Annotated in this window: 18 protein-coding genes; 9 read left to right on the top strand and 9 right to left on the bottom strand. The window is 63.1% G+C overall.

The annotated features are described in order from the left end of the window. Window positions 1–84: 84 nt before the first annotated feature. Window positions 85–939, bottom strand: a complete 855-nt coding sequence (locus BN4575_RS14085; RefSeq protein ID WP_068978650.1) for an AraC family transcriptional regulator — start codon at window positions 937–939, stop codon at window positions 85–87. A gap of 4 nt (window positions 940–943) precedes the next feature. Continuing rightward, window positions 944–1,441, bottom strand: coding sequence for a GNAT family N-acetyltransferase (locus BN4575_RS14080; RefSeq protein WP_068978649.1), 498 nt, complete (start codon window positions 1,439–1,441; stop codon window positions 944–946). Window positions 1,442–1,602: 161 nt separating this feature from the next. Between BN4575_RS14080 and BN4575_RS14075 the strand changes: the two genes are divergently transcribed. Further along, entirely contained in the window at window positions 1,603–3,051 is a 1,449-nt protein-coding gene (locus tag BN4575_RS14075; protein ID WP_068978648.1) for a catalase, read from the top strand. A 314-nt stretch (window positions 3,052–3,365) separates the two neighbouring features. Here BN4575_RS14075 and BN4575_RS14070 read toward each other — a convergent pair whose 3' ends face one another. Further along, complete coding sequence (locus BN4575_RS14070; protein WP_068978647.1) at window positions 3,366–3,683, bottom strand: DUF1496 domain-containing protein; 318 nt, start codon at window positions 3,681–3,683, stop codon at window positions 3,366–3,368. Window positions 3,684–3,906: 223 nt separating this feature from the next. Between BN4575_RS14070 and BN4575_RS14065 the strand changes: the two genes are divergently transcribed. Both BN4575_RS14065 and BN4575_RS14060 read left to right on the top strand, forming a co-directional pair. Then, window positions 3,907–5,289: a hypothetical protein gene (locus BN4575_RS14065; RefSeq protein ID WP_068978646.1), complete on the top strand. Its 1,383-nt coding sequence runs from the start codon at window positions 3,907–3,909 to the stop codon at window positions 5,287–5,289. Between the two features lie 109 nt (window positions 5,290–5,398). Then, window positions 5,399–6,175, top strand: a complete 777-nt coding sequence (locus BN4575_RS14060; RefSeq protein ID WP_068978645.1) for a substrate-binding periplasmic protein — start codon at window positions 5,399–5,401, stop codon at window positions 6,173–6,175. Between the two features lie 12 nt (window positions 6,176–6,187). Here the strand turns inward: BN4575_RS14060 and BN4575_RS14055 are convergent, their stop codons facing one another. Continuing rightward, window positions 6,188–7,036: a helix-turn-helix transcriptional regulator gene (locus BN4575_RS14055; protein WP_068978644.1), complete on the bottom strand. Its 849-nt coding sequence runs from the start codon at window positions 7,034–7,036 to the stop codon at window positions 6,188–6,190. A gap of 145 nt (window positions 7,037–7,181) precedes the next feature. Here BN4575_RS14055 and tyrS point away from each other — a divergent pair, with 145 nt between their 5' ends. From tyrS to BN4575_RS14040, 3 genes are all read left to right on the top strand, one after another. Next, complete coding sequence (tyrS, locus tag BN4575_RS14050) at window positions 7,182–8,447, top strand: tyrosine--tRNA ligase (protein ID WP_068978643.1); 1,266 nt, start codon at window positions 7,182–7,184, stop codon at window positions 8,445–8,447. Window positions 8,448–8,634: 187 nt separating this feature from the next. Further along, the gene (locus BN4575_RS14045; RefSeq protein WP_068978642.1) at window positions 8,635–9,546 is read left to right on the top strand and encodes a lipase family alpha/beta hydrolase; all 912 of its coding nucleotides are present in this window, start codon (window positions 8,635–8,637) and stop codon (window positions 9,544–9,546) included. Next, entirely contained in the window at window positions 9,543–10,283 is a 741-nt protein-coding gene (locus tag BN4575_RS14040; RefSeq protein ID WP_068978641.1) for a lipase secretion chaperone, read from the top strand. Before BN4575_RS14045 ends, BN4575_RS14040 begins: the two co-directional genes overlap by 4 nt. 36 nt (window positions 10,284–10,319) lie before the next feature. Here BN4575_RS14040 and BN4575_RS14035 read toward each other — a convergent pair whose 3' ends face one another. The 4 genes from BN4575_RS14035 to sgrR form a co-directional block, all read right to left on the bottom strand. Continuing rightward, window positions 10,320–11,021, bottom strand: coding sequence for a hypothetical protein (locus tag BN4575_RS14035; RefSeq protein ID WP_068978702.1), 702 nt, complete (start codon window positions 11,019–11,021; stop codon window positions 10,320–10,322). Between the two features lie 44 nt (window positions 11,022–11,065). Beyond that, window positions 11,066–11,461, bottom strand: coding sequence for an acyl-CoA thioesterase (locus BN4575_RS14030; protein ID WP_068978640.1), 396 nt, complete (start codon window positions 11,459–11,461; stop codon window positions 11,066–11,068). 265 nt (window positions 11,462–11,726) lie between these two features. Beyond that, window positions 11,727–13,904, bottom strand: a complete 2,178-nt coding sequence (gene katG / locus BN4575_RS14025; protein WP_068978639.1) for a catalase/peroxidase HPI — start codon at window positions 13,902–13,904, stop codon at window positions 11,727–11,729. Between the two features lie 145 nt (window positions 13,905–14,049). Beyond that, entirely contained in the window at window positions 14,050–15,753 is a 1,704-nt protein-coding gene (sgrR, locus tag BN4575_RS14020; protein ID WP_068978638.1) for an HTH-type transcriptional regulator SgrR, read from the bottom strand. Between the two features lie 100 nt (window positions 15,754–15,853). Here sgrR and BN4575_RS21795 point away from each other — a divergent pair, with 100 nt between their 5' ends. The 3 genes from BN4575_RS21795 to BN4575_RS14010 all read left to right on the top strand — a co-directional run bounded on the left by BN4575_RS21795 (window position 15,854) and on the right by BN4575_RS14010 (window position 18,197). Further along, window positions 15,854–16,030 carry a hypothetical protein gene (locus tag BN4575_RS21795; protein WP_141689806.1) on the top strand — a complete coding sequence of 59 codons (177 nt, stop codon included), beginning with the start codon at window positions 15,854–15,856 and terminating at the stop codon, window positions 16,028–16,030. A gap of 165 nt (window positions 16,031–16,195) precedes the next feature. Further along, window positions 16,196–17,464, top strand: coding sequence for an O-acetylhomoserine aminocarboxypropyltransferase/cysteine synthase family protein (locus BN4575_RS14015; RefSeq protein ID WP_068978637.1), 1,269 nt, complete (start codon window positions 16,196–16,198; stop codon window positions 17,462–17,464). 106 nt (window positions 17,465–17,570) lie between these two features. After that, window positions 17,571–18,197: a glutathione S-transferase family protein gene (locus tag BN4575_RS14010; RefSeq protein WP_068978636.1), complete on the top strand. Its 627-nt coding sequence runs from the start codon at window positions 17,571–17,573 to the stop codon at window positions 18,195–18,197. Window positions 18,198–18,263: 66 nt separating this feature from the next. Here BN4575_RS14010 and BN4575_RS14005 read toward each other — a convergent pair whose 3' ends face one another. Then, on the bottom strand, window positions 18,264–19,163 hold the full coding sequence (locus tag BN4575_RS14005) for a DMT family transporter (RefSeq protein ID WP_068978635.1): 900 nt from the start codon (window positions 19,161–19,163) through the stop codon (window positions 18,264–18,266). Window positions 19,164–19,178: the final 15 nt, after the last annotated feature.

Here is a 19,178-nt window from a genome sequence, read left to right as displayed (position 1 = left end):
CGCCAGATACACAAGAGCCGGACACTGTCCGGCTCTCTCGTTGCTGCACGGCGTTCTGCACCGCCCCTTCCGTCTTGTTGTGCCCTACCCCTTGAGGCTGGAGCAGAAGCTGACATCCGCGATCTTGGTCACCGGATCGAAGCTGTGATAGAGCTCGAAACAGGGTCGATCATCAAATTCGAAACCGGCCGCCACCACCTCACCGATATGCTGTTGCCAGAGCGCAGGATACTGGGCCGGGTCGGTCACGGTGAAACGTGACTGGCCATAACGGCCGCCCGCCAGCGGCTGGATCTCCACATTACCGCTGCCTTTGGTACCCGCCGCAACGGTGACGCAGATATCGGTGCGGCACTGCTGGGGCGCAGTGATCTCGGGGTTGTCGTGGTAGATGAAGATCCACTCCCCCTCGGCCTGCCCCTGCTCGGCAGACCACTGGTAGAGCTGGTCACATACCGGTTCATAGCCAGTGCCGTAAGGGCCGGTCACCCGGATATAAGCCAGGGTGCGCGGGGCCATCTGTTCGGTTTTCATCGGTTGCCTCCTTTCATGGGAATGGCTTTCAGCATAACCAGCCTCACGGGGGGCGGCGTGTCCATTCTTGCTCAGTTGCAGCAGCGAGGGTTGCTGGCGTAGCGCCCCCGGCGTCATGGCAAACTGCTTGCGAAACGCCTTGGCAAAGGCCTGCGAGCTGGAAAAACCGGCCGAGAAGGCTATCTCGGTCACCGGATCCCGGCTGTAGCAGAGCGCGCGGGCCGCCCGCTCCAGCCGCAGGCGGCGCTGCATCTCGGCCGGGGTTTCGCCGGTGACGGCGGTAAAGACCCGATGAAAGTGATAGCTGGAGAGCGACGCGAGACTGGCCGCCTCGCGAAGGCAGAGCTCGGGGTTCTGCTCCAGCGCCCGGATCACCGGGCGCAATCTGACCTGATAATCGACCATGCCGTTAGCGACTGGCGCCCCCCGCAACTCTGGCCATGTAGAACACATCCACATAGCGCCCCTGGCGGAAGGCATAGTCACGGGCCCGCCCCTCTTCCACAAAGCCGAACTTGCGATAGAGCGCCTGCGCCGCTTCGTTATCGACGAAAACCGTCAGTTCAATCCGGTGCAGGTTGAGCCAGTTATCGGCCAGCTCCAGCGCCGCAGCCAGCAGGGCCGAGCCAACCCCCTTGCCTGCCCAGTCATCCCGTACCCCCATGCCGATACCAGCCACATGCTTGCGTCTGGGATTGGGCTCCACATGCAATGAGATCTGGCCCACCAGCAGCCCATCTGCCTCGGCTACCAAGGCGACCACATCACTGCTCTCCAACCGCTTCCGCCACTGGCTAAGGGGAGGCATAGGCAGGTGCAGAGTGCCCGCCTGGGCATTAGGCAGGGCGTAGAGATCCCGCAAGGCGGGGGCATCGACGGGTTCGGCATGACGGATCGTAATCTGCATATGAGGCTCCTTCTCGAAACCTCAATCATGCAATATCCGGCGCGGTTACACATCCCCCACCCACAACCATTTGTCTTGCCTATCAAAGGGCGAGGAAAGGCCCATTGGCCGATCATTGCGCAGATCCGTAGGCTGGCCCCATATCAACAAGGAGAGAAGCCATGACTGACAAGACCTTGCACAGCGCCAACGGCGCACCCGTCGTCGACAACAACAACAGCCTCACCGCCGGCCCGCGCGGCCCCGTCCTGATGCAAGATATCTGGTTGATGGAGAAACTCGCCCACTTCGACCGCGAGCGCATTCCCGAGCGGGTGGTTCACGCTAAGGGCTCCGGCGCCTACGGCACCTTTACCGTGACCCACGACATCAGCCAGTTCAGCAAGGCCGACCTGTTCAACGCCATCGGCAAGCAGACCCCGGTCTTCCTGCGCTTCTCCACCGTGGCCGGTGAGAAGGGTGCCGCCGATGCCGAACGCGACGTGCGTGGCTTCGCCCTCAAGTTCTATACCGAGCAGGGCAACTGGGATCTGGTGGGCAACAACACCCCGATCTTCTTCATCCGCGATCCGCTGAAATTCCCTGACTTCATCCACACCCAGAAGCGGGATCCGCGCACCAACCTGCGCAGCGCCACCGCCGCCTGGGACTTCTGGTCCCGCCATCCGGAATCGCTGCATCAGGTCACCATACTGTTCAGCGATCGCGGCATCCCCAAGAGCCTGCGGGAGATGAACGGCTACGGCAGCCACACCTTCAGCTTTATCAACGACGCCAACGAGCGCTTCTGGGTCAAGTTCCACTTCAAGACCGAGCAGGGCCACAGCTTCTACACCGATGAAGAGGCGGCCAATGTCGTCGGGCAGGATCGGGAGACCAGCCAGGCGGATCTGTTCAACGCCATCGAGCGGGGCGACTTCCCGCGCTGGAAGGTCTATGTGCAGGTGATGCCAGAGGCCGATGCCCAGACCTACCAGATCCACCCGTTCGACCTCACCAAGGTGTGGCCGCACAGCGACTACCCGCTGATCCCGGTGGGGATGCTGGAACTCAACCAGAACCCGGACAACTACTTCGCCCACGTGGAGCAGGCCGCCTTTACCCCGGCCAACGTGGTGCCCGGTATCGGCTTCTCGCCAGATCGCATGTTGCAGGGACGACTGTTCTCCTACGGTGACACCCAGCGCTATCGCCTCGGCGTCAACCACGGCCTGCTGCCGGTCAACGCCCCACGCTGCCCGTTCCATCACGGCGCCCATCGTGATGGCGCCATGCGAGCGGACAGCAATGGCGGCGCCAGCCCCAACTATCAGCCGAACCGCTTTGGTACCCAGCAACCGAGCGAGCAGCACGAACCGGCGTTGAGTCTGGAAGGGGCCGCCCTGCACTACGACTTCCGTGACTACGACAGCGACTACTACAGCCAGCCGGGCAACCTGTTCCGTATCATGGACGAGGGGCAGCGCTCACGGCTCGCCGCCAACCTGGCGCGCTCCCTCATCAATGTGGAGGATGACGCCATCGTCGCGGCTCAGCTCAAGCACTTCGAGCAGGCCGACCCCGAGTACGCCAAGCGGATCGAACTGGCACTGGCCGCGCTGCAACGCTAGGCCATGATCTGACAGGTAAAAGACAGCAAAACAAAACGGGGGCCTTTCGGCCCCCGTTGTTATGCAGCTAAGGGTAATAAACGCAAAAACGGAGCGCGAGGCTCCGTTTTTCAATGCAGTATCAATCCCTGACGGAACGCGATTCGCGCTCTTCCCGCTCCCTTGCCAACAAGCGTTTGTACCACCAGCTACTGCGACGACGTTGTGCATTGGAAGAGCGACGAGCCATTTCTTAGGTTCCAGCCAAGAGAAGAAAGGAGCTGCATTATGCGACAGGGATCACGTCCATGTCTTTAGCTGGATCAAGAAAAGCCTCACTGCCCCACGGAAATCGTCTTCTGATCTTTCGCTCCTCTGGTGGCAGGCAGCACCATTGCAGGGGATCGCCAGGCCAGCGGGCCATTACTCTCGAGATCATTCAGCGGGCCGCACTCCAGCCAGATATCTCCCTGCAGTATCCGCCCCCCTTCAGAATATTTCTGATCCGCAAACCAGCACACCCGCTCTGGCAAAGCGCCCAGTGGCAGCACCAGCTCGGGGCTGGCAGACTCGCCCGCCACTGTGGTTTTGGGGGTAGCCGATGCAGGTGCCAGCAAGAAGGCGGCCAGCAGGCAGAACAATATATTTCTCATGGGGTAGATCCTGTTTCGTTGCGGGGTGCCCTCGATGGAGCGACCAGTCCCGAGGTTTACTTGACTGACAATCATACTGCCTGCTGGCATTGTGGAACCAATATGGTAGCCTGCCTGCGCCTGCGGGCAGGCTCTCGTTGCCACCCGCAAACTTCCGGTAAATTTGTCACTTCCTGACAAAATATAACCTTATTTATCAAATCGTTATTTGGATATTATCCCAATGCGTATCATGCCGTTGCTTCAGGCGGCCTGCCTGAGCCTGATGTTGTCCGCCTGCGTTGCCCCATTGCTGATGATGAGCCCCACCAGCCAGCTGATGTGGGCCCTGCTCAAGCCGCTGGTCGGCTTTGACCCGAACGAGGTCAATCTGTTCGAACAACCCCTGATCAAGGATCGGATGACCGCCATCCTTGGCCCCAACTACGACAGCACCATGCAGTTGCTCAAGACCGCCGACAAGTTACAGCAGGAGGGGCCGCTTTTCTATGTGCTCTCCGAGTATGCGCCGGTGCCGGATATCGCCAAGCAGGCGGGCATGGTGTGGAACTCGCAAACCAACCAGATGTCGGTGTTGCTGCAAAAAGGGGATGGTACCACCCAGACCTTTGGCGAGAATCTGGCGGGCACGGCACCGACCTGGCCAACCACCATGCAGGGCTGGCAGACCCCCGCCAGCCAGCTCACCCCGGCGGACAATGCCCTGACCGGAACTGCAACCAGTCAGAGCGGCGCCTCCCCCTTCTCCCTTGGTAGCGCCTTGGGCACAGTGACCAGCGGCGTCACCGGCTCGCTGGCCAACAGCGCCAGCCAGGTCATCAGCGGCGCAGCCGCCAACGCCACAGGACAGGCCACCGGACAGGCCACCCAATCGGTGAGCCAGAACGCGACCGACCTGACTCGCAGTGCAACCACAGCGGTAACCGCGCCTGCCAAACAGGCAGTCAGCAGCACCGCTGCCACTGTGACGCAAGAAGCGACCAAGGCTATTGCCGCTCCTGCCAAACAGGCCGTCAGCAGCACTGCCGCCACCGTGACGCAAGAAGCCACCAAGGCTGTTGCCGCTCCTGCCAAGCAAGCCGTCAGCAGCGCCGCTGCGACCGTAACCCAAGAAGCCACCAAGGCCGTTGCCACTCCGGCCAAACAAGCCGTCAGCAGCGCCGCTGCCACCGTGACGCAGGAAGCCACCAAGGCTGTGGCCGTACCCGCCAAACAGGCAGCCAGCAGTGCCACCGCCACCGTGACGCAGGAAGCCACCAAAGCCGTTGCCGCTCCTGTCAAACAGGCAGTCAGCAGCGCCACAGCAACCGTGACGCAAGAAGCGACCAAAGCAGTTGCCGTTCCTGCCAAACAGGCCGTCAGCAGTGCCGCGGCGGCCGTGACACAGGAAGCCACCAAGGCCGTAGCCGCTCCCGCCAAACAGGCCGTCAGCAGCACTGCCGCCACCGTGACGCAAGAGGCAACCAAGGCCGTTGCCGAACCAGCCCGGCAGGCCGTCAGTGCCGCCTCTCATACGGCCGGAGAGAGCGTCGCCGATGCCGCCAGAGCGGCGGAAGCCAAGGCTCGCGCCAAGGCAGAGGCGGAGATGGAAGCCCTGCTGAAATAAACCGACAGGCCACCGCAAGGTGGCCTGTTTTTTATCCCGCTACCGGATCATGACGTTATGGAAAAGGCCACATAGACTGTTAGGTAACTACCCGCACAAGGAGTGCATCATGCGTCGTCTGCTCCCTGCTCTCGCTTCTCTCGCCCTGTTTATCGCGCTCCCGGCTCCGGCACTTATCTACTATTCGGAGCAGAACATGCCGCTCAATGGCCAGGATAAAAATGGTCAGCCTGTGGGGTTGGCGGTCGAGTTGCTGCGCCTGATGTGGCGTGAAATGGGGGAGCCTGAGCAACCCATCCACTTTCTGCCCTGGGCCCGCGGCTGGTATCTGCTGACCCAGCAGCAAGAGGCCGTGCTCTTTACCACGGCGCACACCAAGGAGCGGGATCCCCACTTCCTCTGGGTCTGCCCCATCAGCCACTCCAGGGTCGCGCTGGTGGGCCGCAAGCAGGATGCCCCCAAAGTGGCCAGCAAAGCGGATCTCGCCAAGCTGCAGATCGGCGTGATGCAGGCGGATGTCGGGGAGCAGTTGCTGCTCAATCGCGGGATCAGCCCGGGTAATATGATGTCGGTGGAGCGCATGGAGCAGGTGGTGCGCCAGCTCATCATGGCGCGCACTGATCTGGTGGCGGGCAACGAGGTGATGTTGCGCCATCAGGCCAAGGAGCTGGGTTTCCCCAGCGAGGATTTTGTCACCGTCGCGATTATTGAAGAGCAGGATAACTGCTTCGCCTTCAACCTGAGGGCAGACAAACAACAGGTTGCCCGCCTGCAACAGGCGCTGGACAAGGTCAGACAGGGGGATGAATACAAGCAGCTGGTGAAGCGCTACCAGTTGCTCAGTATCCTGCCCGAAACCAATCCCCCCATCCCGCGCCTAGAGTAACCCCGGCCCGCCCTATGGCGGGCTCGTTGTATCTCCCATCGATGAAACGGGGGATGCCTCCATCGGCGCCGTAATGAGGTGGTTCAAAAAGAGAGTGAACAGCTCGGCCCGCGAGCCGAGTCGCAGCTTGCCATAGAGATGCTTGCGGTGATTCTTCACCGTGCCGCTGCCAATCCCGAGCTCCGCGGCAATCGCCTCCGTATCCAGCCCCTGCAGCAGCAACTCCGCCACCTGCCGCTCGCGCCGGGTGAGCAGATCCCCCCCGACACTCGCCATCGCCAGCTCCACCGCACTCCGGAGGCTGGCGCTGTCGGGCAGCGCAGTGCTCTGTGCCAGCAGCGGCTGACTCTGCCGCCACTGCTGACGACAGAGCGAATGCACCAGCGGGAACAGCTGCTCCAGCCTCGCCAGCTCGTCACGGCTGAGGGTACTGCGCTTGTCGAGCCGCCCCAGAAACAGCATCAGCGTCAGTCCGTCCCGCACCGGCAGGATCAGCCCCACCTCCTCCTGCCAGCCGGTGGCCTGATAGAAGTGGTGGCGATATTCGGGATCGAGCCGCCCTTGAGAGACCTGCGCCAGGGTCCAGACGCCGGCAGGCAAGCCTTGTTCCAGCGCCTGCATAAAGGGATCCTGACTGAAATGGCTGGTGAGGTAGCGGTCAAACAACAGAGCCCGCTGATGGTTGAGGTTGTCGTAGAGGTAGACGGGCCGCTGCCCTACCCCGAGCAGCAGGGCGCAATCAAACGCCACCTGTTGCTGGATCAATCGCACCAGCGCCGCCGGAAAGGCGCTGCTGTGCAGGACATCGACCACCTCGGTCATGCGGCGGGTCAAGGCATCTGTGGTGAATAACTGGGTCATGGTGGCTCGTTTCCGGTGACGGGGAGCGATTCCCCGCTATGGCTGAATGCTAGCACGAGAGTGGCAAAACTGTCCCTTAGGGGACATATCCGCCACCGGCCAGAACGGCGAGGATGACGGTTTTTCCCCTGCTGTTGGAGAACCCATGATCAACCCCCACCTGCTCGATGAGCTGACCGAGCGCGGCCTTGTGGCCCAGAATTCCGACCCGGCGGCCCTGGCCGATCATCTTGCCACCCCGCGCACCGTCTATTGCGGGTTCGATCCCACCGCCGGCAGCCTGCATATCGGTCATCTGGTGCCGCTCTTGATGCTGCGCCGCTTCCAGCTGGCGGGCCACACCCCGGTGGCACTGGTGGGCGGGGCAACCGGCCTTATCGGCGACCCCAGCTTCAAGGCGACCGAGCGCAGCCTCAACAGTGCCGATACCGTGCAGGGTTGGGTCGCCAGCCTGTCGGCCCAAATCAGGGCGCTGCTGCCCGCCGATGATGGCCTGTCGGCCCCGCAACTGGTCAACAATGGCGACTGGATGGGACAGATGTCCGCCCTCGATTTTCTGCGGGATATCGGCAAGCACTTCTCGGTCAACGCCATGCTGGCGCGGGAGTCGGTACGCCAGCGGCTGGCTCGCCCGGATCAGGGCATCTCGTTCACCGAGTTCTCCTACGCTCTGCTGCAATCCTACGACTTTGCGGTGCTGCACCAGCGGCTCGGCTGCACCCTGCAGATTGGCGGCAACGACCAGTGGGGCAATATCACCAGCGGCATGGATCTCACCCGCCGCCTCCATCAGGCGCAGGTACACGGCATGACCCTGCCCCTTATCACCAAGGCGGACGGCACCAAGTTCGGCAAGACCGAGGGTGGCGCGGTCTGGCTCGATCCGGCGCTCACCTCCCCTTACGCCTTCTACCAGTTCTGGCTCGGCACCGCGGATGAGGATGTCTACCGCTTCCTGCGCTACTACAGCTTTATGTCGCTGAGCGAGATTGATGTACTGGAGGCCGAAGATACCCAGCGGCAGGGGCGCAAGCAGGCCCAGCAGGTGTTGGCGAACGAGCTGACCGAGCTGGTGCACGGCAAGGCGGCGCTGGCAGCGGTGCAGCGCATCAGCGAGCTGCTGTTTAGCGGCGATATGGCTCGCCTCGGCGAGAGCGATCTGGCCCAGCTGGCGCAGGATGGCATGCCGAGCAGCACAGTCAGCGGCGAGACTGATCTGGTCACCCTGCTGGTGGCGTGCGGTCTGGCGAACTCCAAGCGCATCGCCCGCGAGTTGCTGGCGGCGGGGGCCATCAGCCTCAATGGTGTGCTCAAGCAGGATGAGCAGCTGAATGCCGATGATCGGCTGTTTGGCCGCTACCTGCTGCTGCGCCGGGGCAAGAAGCAGTATCAACTGGTGGAGTGGCAATAAGCCGCAGGGCGGGGAGTTCAGTCTCCTCGCCCGCGCCTAAGCCAGGCCAGGCCAGCAACAATCTCTTTTGAATCCTGAGTTGCGATCCCCCTCACAGCCCGTTTTTCAATCAGCCACCATACTGGCACCGGCGAACATGGAGTACGCCACACAATCTGTTCCTCACGAATCAACAAGGATGCTGATGATGAAGAGATGGCTTCTGGTGCTGCTCTGCACCCTGCCCATGCTGGCACACGCCAACGGATACACCCAGACCCGCTACCCCATAGTGCTGGTGCACGGCCTGTTCGGCTTCGACAAGCTGCTCGGGGTCGATTACTTCTACGGCATTCCCCAGGCCCTGAGCCGGGATGGTGCCAAAGTTTACGTGGCCCAAGTGTCGGCCACCGCCAGTTCGGAGCAACGGGGCGAGCAGCTGCTCGCCCAGATTGAGCTGCTGCTGGCGGCCACCGGCGCCGAGAAGGTCAACCTGATCGGCCACTCCCACGGCGGCCCCACCATCCGCTATGTCGCCTCGGTGGCGCCCGATCTGGTTGCCTCCGCCACCAGCGTCGGCGGGGTCAACTACGGCTCCGAGATTGCCGATCTGGTGCGAGCCAACGCCGCCCCCGGCAGCGCCGCCGAGAAACTGACCGCCGCCGCTGCCCACGCCCTCTCCGGCATGATTTCACTGCTCTCGGGCGGGAGCCAGCTACCGCAAGATCCGGTCGCCGCCCTCGATGCCCTCACCAGCAAGGGGGCCAGCCAGTTCAACCAGCGCTACCCGGAGGGGCTGCCCAGCCGCTATTGCGGCGAGGGGCCGATGCAGGCAGCCAACGGCGTCTACTACTTCTCCTGGAGCGGACGCGGCAACCTGACCAATCTGCTGGATCCGGTGGATCCTGCGCTGGCGCTGACCGGGGCTTTTTTCAAAGAGCCCAATGACGGGCTGGTCGGGGTCTGCAGCAGCCACCTCGGCAAGGTGATCGGCACCGGCTACCGGATGAACCATCTGGATGAAGTGAACCAGTCCTTCGGCATCCACCATCTGTTCGAGACCGATCCGGTCACCCTCTATCGCCAGCATGCCAACCGTCTCAAGGAGCTGGAACTATGAGGCTCGTGGCCCTGCTCGCCGTGCCCTGTACCATTGCCCTGCTGATCGGCGGGGTGCTGCTCTGGCCCACGGCACCGACGGCAGGCTCATCACCCGCTCAAGCCAGCCAGCACGCCCTGAGCCAACCACACGCTCCCGAGCAGGAGGCCACCGATGTGCTGCAGGCGCGCTATCGCACCTTTATCTCCGCCCAGAGCAGCCTGACGGTGCCCACCGAGATCTCCCTCGCCAGCCTGCAGATCCTGTTTGACGAGCGGGAACAGCTGCGCCAGCAGAGCTTTACCCCGGCTGAGCAAGCACAGCTGTTTACCGAAGATCGGCTGGTGGAGCAGCTGACCCTGCGCCGCAGGGCGCTGGCAGAGGCGAGAGACAGCGACAAGTCGCAGCTGGCCAGCGAGCTGGATCTCTGGCTAGCGGAGCAACCAAACTGGTTTCGCGAGGCGGAGGCCAACAGCCGCCTGCTTGAGGGGCTGGAGCAGATGGACCCGGCCAAACGGGAGTCCCTGCTGCTGGAGACGGGAGGGCCAGAGGCAGTGGATCGGATGCGCCAGCTGGAGCAGAACCGGCAAGGGTTCAACGAACAGCTCAGCGGCTTTCTGGCCGAGCTCAGACAACTGCCGAACGAGGCCCGGGCCGAACAGCAGCAGGAGCTGCTGGCACGCTGGTTCGAGCCCGGACAGTGGCGCCGGGTCGAGGCGCTCACCCGGCTCAAACTGGGGGAGCCACAAGCCGAATGAGAAGGGGGCCCGCGATGGGCCCCCTTGCTGTTGCGCTTATTGCGGCTTGTTGGCACCCGGCAGCGGCTGCCAGGTGAGGCGGGTCACCTGAGTGCCCTGCACCTCGCACTTGAGGCTCAGCTCCTGCCACCCCTTATCCTGGCGCAGGGAGACCTCCCCCTCGATCCCCTGCTCGCCAATCTTCAGCTTCTCCTGCTCGAAGATCACCTTGTCGCCGTGGGCGAGCTCCATCAGCTTGCCGTTGCAGAGCCAATGGGCGAGATCCGCCCCCTTCAGCTTGACGCTGCCCTTGGCGGCCTTCTGCTCGGCCGCGCTCACCACAAACAGCTTGCTCAGCTCGGCGGCCCGCTTGGTGAGCCACGCCTGACGCTGCTGCATGCTCATCTTGCTGACAAACTCGGCAGGCTGACCCTTCTCGTCCAGCCATTGGGTCAGCTTGCCGCTGTCGTCAAAGGCGAACTGGGCGGCGGGCTCTTTGACCCCGAACAGCTTGCCGCCCTTGAAGTAGTAGCGGCTCTCCCCTTCCAGCTTGCCCAGCTCGTTCATGATGGGCACGGCAATGATGACGGGGGCGCCATCGATCCAAGCCTTGATATCGACGCCGTCATGGCTGAATTGACGGGTATCGAGGGCGTTCTCGGCCCCCTTATCAATCAGGGTAAACTGCTCGGCGAGAGAAGCGGCCAGAGAAGGGAGGGAGCAGAATCCCAGGGTCAGCGCGATCGCTGTGTTGCGCATTGAGTTGTACATAGCACTCCTGTGATGGGCCATCCGGCCCGTGGTTAACTCTCTGTCAGCCAGGCTCGCAACCCTTCCCGATGAGCATCGCTCAGGGGCAGGGATTGACGGGCCCGGTAGTCAAAATGGATCAGGGTCGTTTCGGCGGTGACGGCCAGTTCGCCGCCCTGCCAGGCCTCCTGCCAGGCCGTGAAGGAGCTGGTGCCGATGCGGCGCACGCCAGTCTTGATGGTGACCGGCTGGCCGTAGAACAGCTCCCGTTTGAACTGCACCGTGTAGCCAGCAATGATCAGATGCCAGTTATGCACATCCAGCTCGGGGGAGAAGATCCGGAACAGGGGATCCCGCGCCGATTCGAACCAGATCGCCGGCACCGTATTGTTGATATGGCCGAGGGCATCTGTCTCTTGAAAGCGGGGTTGGATCTGCATTTCCAGCATGAGTTGACTCCTTGTCTCTTTGTTTCTGTCCTTGTCCTGTTCATTGGACATAAGTGGCCAATAGGTGGCCGCCAGGCATCATCAGCGGATCAGCATGTTACATGATACTGCTGGCCCAAGGACAGGGATGCCAGCAGCCCTGCGCGACCGGCCAGCGGATGTCGCAGCGCGGCGGATTGTGGGGCTATGCAGAAAAGCGGGCAGTAAAAAGCCCCGCACACAGAGAGTGTGCGGGGCTGGCGCAGCTAGCTAAACGGCTCGGGGACTAGCCCGGCAGATCGAAGCGATCCCCATTCATCACCTTGTTCCAGGCGGTGATGAAGTCACAGACAAACTTCTCCTTGTTGTCATCCTGGGCATAGACCTCGGCATAGGCGCGCAGCACCGAGTTGGAGCCGAATACCAGATCCACCCGGGTGGCCGTCCACTTCAGCGCGCCGCTGCGGCGATCGCGGATCTCGTAGAGATTGCTCGCTTTCGGCAACCACTGGTAGCCCATGTCGGTCAGGTTGACGAAGAAGTCGTTACTGAGCACACCAACCCGATCGGTAAAGACCCCGTGCCCGGTACCGCCGTGGTTGGTGCCGAGCACCCGCATCCCGCCGACCAGCGCCGTCATCTCGCAAGCGGTGAGCCCCATCAGCTGGGCGCGATCCAGCAGCAGCTCCTCCGCCGTCACCACATAGTCCTGCTTGAGCCAGTTGCGGAAGCCATCGGCCAGCGGCTCCAGCACCTCGAACGAGGCCACATCGGTCTGGGCCTGAGTAGCATCCCCCCGGCCCGGTGCAAACGGCACGCTCACCGTCACCCCGGCGGCTTGGGCTGCCTGCTCGATGGCGAGGTTGCCCCCCAGCACGATGAGATCCGCGACGCTGACGCCACACTCGGCCGCCAGCTTGTCATAGACCGCCAGCACCTTCGCCAACTTCGCCGGTTCGTTGCCCGGCCAATCCTTCTGCGGCGCCAGCCGGATGCGGGCGCCGTTGGCTCCGCCCCGCTTGTCGGAGCCACGGAAGGTACGGGCACTATCCCAGGCGGTAGTGACCCGCTCGCTGATGGAGAGGCCGCTGGCGGCGATCCTGGCCTTCACCGCCGCCACGTCATAATCGGCACGTCCGGCTGGCACCGGATCCTGCCAGATCAGATCTTCTGTCGGCACATAGGGGCCGACATAGCGGCTCTTCGGCCCCATATCCCTGTGGGTCAGCTTGAACCAGGCGCGGGCAAAGGCGTCGGAGAAGGCCGCCGGATCATCGCGGAAACGCTCGGCAATCTTGCGATACTCGGGGTCGAATTTGAGCGCCATATCGGCATCCGTCATCATGGGTTTGCAGCGGATCGACGGGTCCTCCACATCCACCGGCATATCCTCTTCGGCAATATTGATCGGTTGCCACTGATGGGCCCCCGCCGGAGATTTTTGCAGCCACCAGTCGTACTTGAACAGCAGATCGAAGTAGCCGTTGTCCCATTGGGTCGGGTGGGTGGTCCAGGCCCCTTCAATGCCGCTGGTCACAGTGTTGCGGCCGATGCCGCGGCTGTGGTGATTGATCCAGCCGAGCCCCTGCTCCTCGAGGCTAGCCCCTTCCGGCTCGGGGCCGAGCTGTTTGGCGTCGCCGTTGCCGTGAGCCTTGCCGACGGTATGGCCACCGGCGGTCAGCGCCACCGTCTCTTCATCATCCATCGCCATGCGGGCGAAGGTGACCCGCATATCCTGCGCGGTTTTCAGGGGATCGGGCTGGCCATCCACCCCTTCCGGGTTGACATAGATAAGCCCCATCATCACCGCCGCCAGCGGGTTTTCCAGATCCCGCTCGCCGGAGTAGCGACCGCCCGGCTTGCCGCTGGGCGCCAGCCACTCTTGTTCCGAGCCCCAGTAGATATCCTTCTCGGGGTGCCAGATATCCTCGCGGCCAAAGGCGAAACCGAAGGTCTTGAGCCCCATGGACTCATAGGCCACGGTGCCCGCCAGAATGATCAGGTCGGCCCAGCTGATCTTGTTGCCGTACTTCTTCTTGATGGGCCACAGCAGGCGACGGGCCTTGTCGAGGTTGGCGTTATCCGGCCAGGAGTTGAGGGGGGCGAAACGCTGGTTGCCACTGCCGCCACCGCCGCGACCATCGGCGATGCGGTAAGTCCCGGCTGAGTGCCAGGCCATGCGGATCATCAGGCCGCCGTAGTGGCCCCAGTCGGCGGGCCACCAATCCTGACTGTCGGTCATCAGGGCGGTCACATCCTGCTTGAGGGCCGCCATATCGAGCCCCTTCAAGGCTTGCCGATAGTTGAAACCGGCCCCCAGCGGATTGGTCTTGGTATCGTGTTGGTGAAGAATGTCGAGGTTGAGGCTCTTCGGCCACCACGCCATTCTGGACGTCTCGACGGAGGTGGCGCCCCCATGCATCACCGGGCATTTTCCTGCGGAATTGTCTGAATTGTTGCTCATCGTTTTCCTCATTTGCTCTGCTGTCCATAACCTGAAACAGCATGGCACAGAGGCATGACACAAACTGTGCAGCGGCGGCCGCTTTACGGATCTTTCACGAAAGCGACCCCAGCGTGCACGTCAGCCGCGACAGGAATTGGACGAACTATGGCGCCTCTGCGGGCTGATGGGCCGGCTCGGGCCGCAGCCAGACGCTGCGAAAATCGAACCAGCCGAGCGCGGTCATGCGAACCCCGTGCACGCCGACCCGGCTCTCCAGCTCCAGCCAGTGGTGAAACAGCGGCACAAACCAGCTCTGGTGCTGCACCCTAGCCAGCAGGGCGCGGGGGCCGGGCTCCTCTCCGCTGGCCCGCCACTGCGTCAATCCCTGCCACAGCTCGTGCTGGCTGCTCCACACCTTGCACAGCAACGGGGTGCCCTGCAACCAAGCGTAAGGGGCAAAGGGGCCGGCATGTTCGAGGTTGAGGGTGCCGAGCCAGAGATCCACGTCTTCATCCTCGCCGCTCACCCAGCGGCCGTAATCGAGGGTGCGCACCTCGAGCCGGATCCCCTGTTCGGCCAGCAGGCTGCTCATGGCGTTGGCGCACTCGTTGAACTCCAGATGCTGGTTGAAGCAGGCGAGCACCAGGGTCGTCGGCAACTGCGCCGGAGTGGGCAAAGGCGCGGGCTGTGCTTCGCGCCAGTGGGGCAGCAGGCCGAGGGCACTGGTCCAGCCCCGTTGCAACTCGGGGGCGACCCGCCCCATCAGGGTGACCGGATTGAGCAGCTGGCCGAGCCACTGCCGCAGGGCGGGATCCTGCAAGGATCCGGAACGATCATCCTGCAGCAGGAAGTAGCAGCCCGACTCCAGCTCCGACTCGCCGCGCATGGAGCCCAGCTCCGGGCGGTCGCGCCCCAGCTGCAGGTGGGTCTCCAGTCGCTCCGCCAGCTCCGGCAGCATCCAGATGTCGATCTCGTCGAGCAGGGCCCGCAAACCGAAAAAATCGTCGAACGCGGCAAGGCAAAGATGCAGGGGATCGTTGGCGGCGACCCGGTAGGGGCCGGTGCCCACCGGTTGCAGGGCAAAGCCCGCCTCCCCCTTGAGCTCCCGCGGCAAGATGGTCGCCACCGGCTCCGCCAGCAGCTGGGGCAGCCAGGGATCCGGACTGTCGAGATAGAGATCCAGAGTGCGCGGCCAGGGGCTCTCCAGCCGATCCAGATGGGCGAACAGCGGGCGATCCCGCAGGGCCAGCAGGCTCTCCATCACATCCTCCACCACCAGCTCGCGGCCGTGGTGAAAGCGCACCGCTGGACGCAGGTAGAAGCGCCAGTGACAGGGGCCCAGACACTCCCAGTGGTGGGCGAGATCCCCTTCGATTTCCCCATTTTCCTCATTTCGCCGGGTGAGGCCGTTGAAGATCTGGCGGCTCAGGTGAATTTCGGAGCGACGCATCGGGCCGGTGGGCAGCAACTGCGGCAGCGGCCGGTAGTAGGGCACCCGCAGGATCTGGCGCCCCTCGCGGGTGGCCTGACCGAGCTGCTCGAGCAGCAGCGGGGTGAGCAAATCGAGGCGATCTTCCGCCAGCCGCACCGCCTGCGCCAGCTGGCCCTGACTGAGCAGATCCCGCAAGCGGCGCCGGGTCAGACTCTCCTGACTGTCGAGCAGGGTGAGCCGGGAGCGCCGCCCCCGCCCCGCTTCGGCCGACCAGCTGAGCCAGCCCTGATCCTGCATCCGCCTCAGCAGCAGGCGGGCGTTGCGCGGGGTGCAGCAGAGCAGATCCGCCACCTCGGCGAGGCTGATCTCCCGCTCATCGCTGCCAAGCAGCTGGGCGAGTCGTTGAAATTGCTGGTAGAGGCGACCGGTCGGCATAAAAGAGGAAATCCTGTTGCTGTAAGCCATCAGTTTTTACTTCCGCATTTTAGCTCAATACTGCTGATGAACGTGAGAACCCCAGCAGAGGAGCACCATCATGAGCCACGCCAACCCCCTCAAACCGAACCGGATCCAGCAGACCTTGCGCCGTTACTTCAAGCGGATCCTGCCGCGCCCGCTGTCGCTCATCGAGGATCCCATGAGCCAGCTCAACCACCTGATGCAGTGGGACATGCTGCATATCGACGACAAGGAGTATCGCCGTCGCCTCTGAGTACAGCGGCCCTACCCGCCATCGGGCCACGCATCCCCTGCGGGCGACATTGCTTTGCCGGATCTTGCTGTTTACATCGGCCACGGGCCTGATAGATTGGACGTCTATCCATCTATAACTGCTCAGCTATAACTGCGACAAGCAACATCCAACAAGGAGTGTGTGATGAAAGATGCGACCCTGGCCCTGCACCACGGCTTTTCCAGCGACCCCACCACCAAGGCGGTCGCCGTGCCCATCTACCAGACAGTGGCCTACGAGTTCGAGAGCGCCCAGCACGGGGCGGACCTGTTCAATCTGGCGGTGCCGGGCAACATCTACACCCGCATCATGAACCCCACCAACGATGTGCTGGAGCAACGGATGGCCGCGCTGGAAGGGGGGATCGCCGCGCTGGTGGTCTCGGCAGGTTCCGCCGCCATCACCTACGCCATTCAGGCGCTGACTGCCGCCGGTGACAATATCGTCTCCACCCCCCAGCTCTATGGCGGCACCTACACCCTGTTCGCCCACATGCTGCCGAGCTTCGGGGTCGAGGTGCGCTTCGCCAAGGATGACAGTGCCGAAGCCATCGCCGCCCTGATCGATGACAAGACCAAGGCGGTCTACTGCGAGAGCATCGGCAACCCGGCAGGCAATATCGTCGATCTGGCCGCACTGGCCAAGGCAGCCCACGCCCGTGGCGTGCCGCTCATCGTCGACAACACGGTCGCCACCCCGGTGCTGTGCAAGCCCATCGAACACGGCGCCGATATCGTGGTGCACAGCCTGACCAAATATGTCGGCGGCCACGGCAACTCGCTGGGCGGCGTGGTGGTCGACTCGGGCAAGTTCCCCTGGGCGGATCACGCCGAGCGCTTCCCGCAACTGACCAAACCCGAGCCCTCCTACCACGGGGTTGTCTATACCGAGGCCTTTGGCCCGGCCGCCTTTATCGGGCGGGTACGCACCGTGCCGCTGCGCAATACCGGCGCGGCGCTGGCGCCGATGAACGCCTTCCTGCTGCTGCAGGGGCTGGAGACCCTGAACCTGCGGATGGAGCGCCACGTGGATAACGCATTGCAGGTCGCCCACCACCTCAAGCATCACCCCAAGGTGGCCTGGGTCAGCTACGCCGGTCTGCCGGGTCACCCGCACTATCTGCTGGCGGAGAAGTACATGGCCGGTCGCCCCTCGGCCATCCTCTCGTTCGGTCTGAAGGATGGCTACGAGGCGGGCGTGCGCTTCTACGATGCACTGAAGATCTTCAAGCGGCTGGTCAATATCGGTGACGCCAAGTCGCTGGCCTGCCACCCCGCTTCTACCACCCATCGCCAGCTGAGCGAGGCCGAGCAGGCCAGGGCCGGTGTCAAACCGGAGATGATCCGGCTGTCGGTGGGGATCGAGGCGATCGAGGACATTCTGGCGGATCTGGATCAAGCGCTGGAGGCATAAGTCAATCAACGAGGGAGCGGGCATCAGCCCGCTCTTTTTTCTCTGGCGGTGAACCGCCCCCCTCGCCCGCTCGTATACCCCATCCTACCACCGAATCGAGGTCGTTATGATAGTCCTGCACCACCTGAACAAATCTCGCTCCCAACGCATCATCTGGCTGCTCGAAGAGCTGGGCCAACCCTATGAGATCAAGGCGTATCAGCGCGATGCCACCACCTTTCTGGCACCGCCCGAGCTCAAGGCCATCCACCCCCTCGGCAAGTCGCCGGTCATCGAGCTCGACGGCCGGGTGCTGGCGGAATCAGGTGCTATCACCGAGTACCTGATTGCCCGCTACGCCGCCGAACGACTGGCTCCGGCACCAGATAGCCCGGAGTATCCCGAATACCTGCAGTGGCTCCACTTTGCCGAGAGCTCGGGCATTCTGCCGCTGCTGCTCGACATGTTCGTGCGCAAGGATGGCAGCCCGATGCGCTTCCTGCCGGACTACGCCAAGGCGGAGTGTGCCAAGGTGTTGGGCTACCTCAACGATGTACTGGCAACCCGTCACTATCTGGTGGGGGATCGCCTCTCCGGCGCCGACATCATGAACTCCTTCCTGGTGGATCTGCTGGCGCAAAGCGGCCAGCTGGCCCACTTCCCGCACCTGCAAGCCTACTGGCAGCGCCTCAATACCCATCCGGCCCGTCAGAAGGCCATGGAGCTGGAGCGCGAGCTGGATCAGCGCCCCTGATCCGAATCGCCATCATGCAAAACGCCCCGACTGTCGGGGCGTTTTTGTTATGCAGCGGGCTGCGGTTTACTTGGTCGCAGGCACCTTGTCGCGGCGCGACTTCCACCACCAGCGCAGCCTGATCTGGGAGATGAGCATTCCCGCCAACATCAGGGCGCAACCGGCGATGGCGCGCTCGTCCAGCGTCTCACCCAACAGCAACACGCCCCCCACGGCAGCAAAGACGGTCTCCAGACTGAGGATGATGGCGGCGTGGGCCGGATGAGCCCCCCGCTGCCCTACCACCTGCAGGGTATAACCCACCCCGACCGACACCAGCCCGGCGTAGAGCAGCGCCTGCCAACCGGCCACGGCACCAGCCACAGTCGGGGTTTCGATAACAAAAGCAGTGGCAAGGCTGAGCAGGCCGCAGACTATGAACTGCACCCCGGCGAGCTTGATGGGAGCAACCCGGTTGGAGTAGTGATCCACCAGCAGCAGATGAATGGCCCAGAACAGGGCGCCGACCACCTGCAGCAGATCGCCGTAGCCTATGGTGAACTCGTCGGTGACGCTCAGCACATAGAGGCCACTCAAAGCGATCAGGGCACCAATCCAGGTATTGAGCCCGCTCTTGTGGCGCAGCAACAGCCCCAGCACGGGCACCAGAATGATGTAGAGCCCGGTGATGAAACCGGCCTTGGCGGCGGTGGTATAGAGCAATCCCACCTGCTGCAGGGAAGCGGCACAGAACAGCACCAGCCCGGCCAGCATGCCACCGGTCAGCAGTTGGCGATGGTCGCCCGCGACGGCAACAGGTTGTCGGGATTTGAGCCACCAGAGCAGCGGCAGCAGGGAGAGGGCGCCGAGCAGAAAGCGCAGGCCATTGAAGGTATAGGGCCCCATGTGATCCATCCCGAGGCGCTGGGCGACAAAGCCCATACCCCAGATGGTGGCAGCCATCAGCAACATCAGATTGGAGCGCATGGCGATTATTCCTTA

The sequence above is a fragment of the Aeromonas sp. EERV15 genome (assembly GCF_900079845.1).
Classification (GTDB): Bacteria; Pseudomonadota; Gammaproteobacteria; order Enterobacterales; family Aeromonadaceae; genus Aeromonas; species Aeromonas sobria.
Note: the sequence above shows the minus strand (reverse complement) of the source record. Positions and strands in the feature narration are given on the sequence as shown.

Coding starts and splice junctions, on each gene's coding strand:
- BN4575_RS14065 (WP_068978646.1), top strand. CDS start 3,907: ATGCGTATCATGCCGTTGCTTCAGGCGGCCTGCCTGAGCCTGATGTTG.
- BN4575_RS14035 (WP_068978702.1), bottom strand. CDS start 11,021: ATGCGCAACACAGCGATCGCGCTGACCCTGGGATTCTGCTCCCTCCCT.
- BN4575_RS14070 (WP_068978647.1), bottom strand. CDS start 3,683: ATGAGAAATATATTGTTCTGCCTGCTGGCCGCCTTCTTGCTGGCACCT.
- BN4575_RS14045 (WP_068978642.1), top strand. CDS start 8,635: ATGAAGAGATGGCTTCTGGTGCTGCTCTGCACCCTGCCCATGCTGGCA.
- BN4575_RS21795 (WP_141689806.1), top strand. CDS start 15,854: ATGAGCCACGCCAACCCCCTCAAACCGAACCGGATCCAGCAGACCTTG.
- BN4575_RS14040 (WP_068978641.1), top strand. CDS start 9,543: ATGAGGCTCGTGGCCCTGCTCGCCGTGCCCTGTACCATTGCCCTGCTG.
- BN4575_RS14055 (WP_068978644.1), bottom strand. CDS start 7,036: ATGACCCAGTTATTCACCACAGATGCCTTGACCCGCCGCATGACCGAG.
- BN4575_RS14015 (WP_068978637.1), top strand. CDS start 16,196: ATGAAAGATGCGACCCTGGCCCTGCACCACGGCTTTTCCAGCGACCCC.
- BN4575_RS14060 (WP_068978645.1), top strand. CDS start 5,399: ATGCGTCGTCTGCTCCCTGCTCTCGCTTCTCTCGCCCTGTTTATCGCG.
- BN4575_RS14005 (WP_068978635.1), bottom strand. CDS start 19,163: ATGCGCTCCAATCTGATGTTGCTGATGGCTGCCACCATCTGGGGTATG.
- BN4575_RS14010 (WP_068978636.1), top strand. CDS start 17,571: ATGATAGTCCTGCACCACCTGAACAAATCTCGCTCCCAACGCATCATC.
- BN4575_RS14085 (WP_068978650.1), bottom strand. CDS start 939: ATGGTCGATTATCAGGTCAGATTGCGCCCGGTGATCCGGGCGCTGGAG.
- sgrR (WP_068978638.1), bottom strand. CDS start 15,753: ATGCCGACCGGTCGCCTCTACCAGCAATTTCAACGACTCGCCCAGCTG.
- BN4575_RS14075 (WP_068978648.1), top strand. CDS start 1,603: ATGACTGACAAGACCTTGCACAGCGCCAACGGCGCACCCGTCGTCGAC.
- BN4575_RS14030 (WP_068978640.1), bottom strand. CDS start 11,461: ATGCTGGAAATGCAGATCCAACCCCGCTTTCAAGAGACAGATGCCCTC.
- tyrS (WP_068978643.1), top strand. CDS start 7,182: ATGATCAACCCCCACCTGCTCGATGAGCTGACCGAGCGCGGCCTTGTG.
- katG (WP_068978639.1), bottom strand. CDS start 13,904: ATGAGCAACAATTCAGACAATTCCGCAGGAAAATGCCCGGTGATGCAT.
- BN4575_RS14080 (WP_068978649.1), bottom strand. CDS start 1,441: ATGCAGATTACGATCCGTCATGCCGAACCCGTCGATGCCCCCGCCTTG.